Genomic DNA, 3,306 nt, shown 5'->3' with positions numbered 1-3,306 from the left:
TCCTCGCTGCCCCAGACCGCGAGCACGTCGACGAACAGGAAGTGCGCCTGCGGCGCCTGCGCGATCGCCGGGTCCACGTAGGCGATGGTCCGGCCCACCTCGGCGAGCACGGAGGCCGGCAGGCCGCCGCCGCCGTACTCGCGCGGCACGGTGATCGACAGCAGGCCGCTGGCGTCGAACGCCGCCAGCTCGGCCGCCGGCACCGCGCCTGCCCGGTCCCGCTCGATCACGCCGTCGGCGATCGACTCCGCGTACTGCCTTGCCGTGGCGATCGCGTCCTCGGCGGTGGCGATCGCCTTCGGTGCGGTTGAGGTTGTCATCCGGCCACCGACAGGACGAGGTCGGGCTCGGTCAGCCCTGCGCCCGGATCGGGGACCGCGCTGGGGTCGAGCCCGGCCTTCACCTCGAGCTCGCGGACGATCGGCAGCACCTGCTTGCCGAACTGCTCGACCTCCTCGTGGTAGTGCAGGAAGCCGGTCAGGATGAGGTCGACGCCGAGCTTGCGGTACTCGACGATCCGCTCCGCCACCTGCTCCGGGGTGCCGATGAGCCGGGTGCGGAAGCCGTCGTTGTACTGGACCAGGTCCTCGAAGCTGGAGTCGGCCCACATGCCCGTCTTGTCGCCGGTGGACTGCCCGGCCGCCTTGACCGCCGCGCCGAAGCCCTCGACGGCCTCGACGTGCGCCTTGGCGATGATCTCGCGCAGCTGCTCCTGGGCTTCCTTCTCGGTGTCCCGGACGATCACGAAGCCGTTCAGGCCGAACCTGGGGCCGTCGGCGCGGCCGACCTCGGCGGCGCTGCGCTGCAGCTCGGTGAGCTGCTCGCGGACCCCGTCGAAGTCCTTGCCGTTGGAGAAGTACCAGTCGGACAGCTGGCCGCCGTTGCGCCGCGCGGCGGTCGAGTTGCCGCCCTGGAAGATCTCCGGGTGCGGCCGTCCCGGCCAGGACAGCGGCTTGGGCTTGAGGCTGAAGTCGCGGATGCGGTAGAAGTCGCCTGCCAGGTTGGCCTCGTCCTGCGTCCAGATCCGCTTGAGCGCGGTGATGAACTCAGCGGTGCGGCGGTAGCGCTCGTCGTGGTCCAGCCACGGCTCGCCGAGCTGCCGGAACTCGCCGGCGAACCAGCCGGAGACCACGTTCACCGCCACCCGGCCGCCGGACAGGTGGTCGGCTGTCGCCACCCACTTGGCCAGCACGCCCGGGTGCCACAGCCCGGGGTGGACCGCGGCGATCAGCTTGAGCCGCTCGGTCGCCAGCAGCAGCGCGAGGCTGAAGCTCGTGGACTCGTGCTGGAACTCGGCGCCGTAGCTGGCGGTGTAGCGCACCTGGGTCAGCGCGTAGTCAAACCCGGCCCGCTCGGCCAGCCTGGCCAGCTTGCGGTTATAGGCGAACGACCAGTCGGTGCGCTGCTCGATCGTGCTTGTCACCAGGCCGCCGCTGACGTTCGGTACCCAGTAGGCGAAGCTCAGCGGCTCGGTGGTGCGGTCGGTGCTCATCTCACTGCCTCCAAGTTTTGGTTGTCTCGGTCAGTGCTGCGCCGTCCGGCCCGTCCGCGCCGTCTGGCAGCAGGCCGCGGCGCTGCAGCACCGGGATCACGCCCTCGCCCACCCGGTACGCCTCTTCCAGGTGCGGGTAGCCGGACAGGATGAACTCGTCGATGCCGAGCGCGTGGTACTCCGCCATCCGGTCGGCCACCTCCTCGTGGCTGCCGACCAGCGCGGTGCCCGCCCCGCCGCGGACCAGGCCGACGCCGGCCCACAGGTTCGGCGACACCTCGAGCGCGTCCTTGCGGCCGCCGTGCAGCGCGACCATCCGCCGCTGGCCCTCGGACTGCGAGGCGCGCTGGACGGCCTGGGCCCGCTCGATCGCCGCCGGGTCGAGCCCGTCGAGCAGCCGCTGCGCCTCGGCCCACGCCTCGGCCGAGGTGTCCCGGGTGATCACGTGCAGCCGGATGCCGAACCGAAGCTCGCGGCCGGTCGGCTTGGCCCGCTCGCGCACGCTGTCCAGCTTCTCCGCGACCGCGGCCGGCGGCTCCCCCCAGGTCAGGTAGACGTCGGCGTAACGGGTGGCCACGTCGATCGCGTCCGCCGACGAGCCGCCGAGGTAGATGTCCGGCCACACCGGGGCGGGCACGATCTGCGCGCCGCGGATGTCGTAGCACTCGCCGCGGAAATCGACCGGCTGCCCGGTCCACAGCTCCCGCACCACGTGCAGGAACTCCGCGCAGCGCTGGTACCGGTCATGCTTGCCCAGATGGTCGCCGAACCGCTGCTGCTCGACGTCGTCGCCGCCGGTCACGATGTTCAGCAGCAGCCGGCCGCCGGAGACGCGCTGGTAGGTGGCGGCCATGTGCGCCGCCAGCGTGGGCGACATCAGCCCGGGGCGGAACGCGACCAGGTACTTGAACCGCTCGCTGACCTGGGTCAGCGCGGCCGTCATCACCCAGGCGTCCTCGCACCACGAGCTGGTCGGGGTCAGCGCCCCGGTGAAGCCGAGCTGCTCCGCGGACCGGGCGATCTGGCCGATGTACCCGATGTCCGGCGCCCGCTCGGTGCTGCCCTCGACCACGCGGCTGCCGGCCGCGCCGACCGCGTTCCCGAGGCTCAGGTCGGTGCGAGAGTCGCCGTTCGTGGGCAGGAACCAGTGCAGGATCATTGATGCTTGCCTCCCTTCACTCCAGCATGCGGAGGTGGCGGCTCGGTCGTCCAATACGGATCCGCGAGGGGCCGATAGGATTTTCCTATTAAAACAATAGATTAACAAGGAAATCTGGCTGACCTGGACGTTAGGGGACTGCGCGGTGCGGATTGAACAGCTCGAGTACGTCGCGGCCGTGGCGCGCCTCGGCTCGTTCCGCCGGGCCGCCGAGGCGCTGCACATCTCGCAGCCGGCGCTGAGCGAGTCGGTGCGCAGCCTGGAGCGCGAACTCGGCGTTGACATTCTCGAGCGCGGGCGGCACGGCGCGCGGATCAGCAACTCCGGCCGGGATCTGCTGCCCCGGATCATCACCGTGCTCGACTCCGTCGACCGGCTGCGCAAGGCCGCCGACGAGCAGCACCAGAGCACCCGCCTGGTGCGGATCGGCACGGTGAACACCGCTACCGTCCCGCTGCTGGCGCCGGCCATCAGGGAGTTCCGGGAGACGAACGGCGGGACCCAGGTCGAGGTGGTCGGGGCGCAGCAGGCCGACATCCACCGGGCGATCCTGGAGGGCAGCTTCGACCTCGGGCTGGTGAACTACCTGGAGGGCGACGACAAGCCGCCGGAGCTGGAGACCACCACGCTGCTGCGCGGCCGCCCTGTCGTCTGC

4 protein-coding genes are annotated in these 3,306 nt (G+C 71.1%); 1 reads left to right on the top strand and 3 read right to left on the bottom strand.

The annotated features are described in order from the left end of the window. From VG296_RS08050 to VG296_RS08040, 3 genes are all read right to left on the bottom strand, one after another. Positions 1–320 (bottom strand): acyl-CoA dehydrogenase family protein (locus tag VG296_RS08050; protein WP_325564691.1); only part of this gene is annotated, 320 nt, incomplete at its 3' end. Then, positions 317–1,492, bottom strand: a complete 1,176-nt coding sequence (sfnG, locus tag VG296_RS08045; RefSeq protein ID WP_325564689.1) for a dimethylsulfone monooxygenase SfnG — start codon at positions 1,490–1,492, stop codon at positions 317–319. The genes VG296_RS08050 and sfnG, both read right to left, overlap by 4 nt. A gap of 1 nt (position 1,493) precedes the next feature. After that, on the bottom strand, positions 1,494–2,651 hold the full coding sequence (locus VG296_RS08040; RefSeq protein WP_325564687.1) for an LLM class flavin-dependent oxidoreductase: 1,158 nt from the start codon (positions 2,649–2,651) through the stop codon (positions 1,494–1,496). Between the two features lie 145 nt (positions 2,652–2,796). Here VG296_RS08040 and VG296_RS08035 point away from each other — a divergent pair. Continuing rightward, a partial coding sequence (locus VG296_RS08035; RefSeq protein WP_325564685.1) for a LysR family transcriptional regulator occupies positions 2,797–3,306 on the top strand: 510 nt, incomplete at its 3' end.

Source organism: Actinospica sp., from assembly GCF_035552695.1.
GTDB lineage: Bacteria > Actinomycetota > Actinomycetes > Streptomycetales > Catenulisporaceae > Actinospica.
Note: the sequence above shows the minus strand (reverse complement) of the source record. Positions and strands in the feature narration are given on the sequence as shown.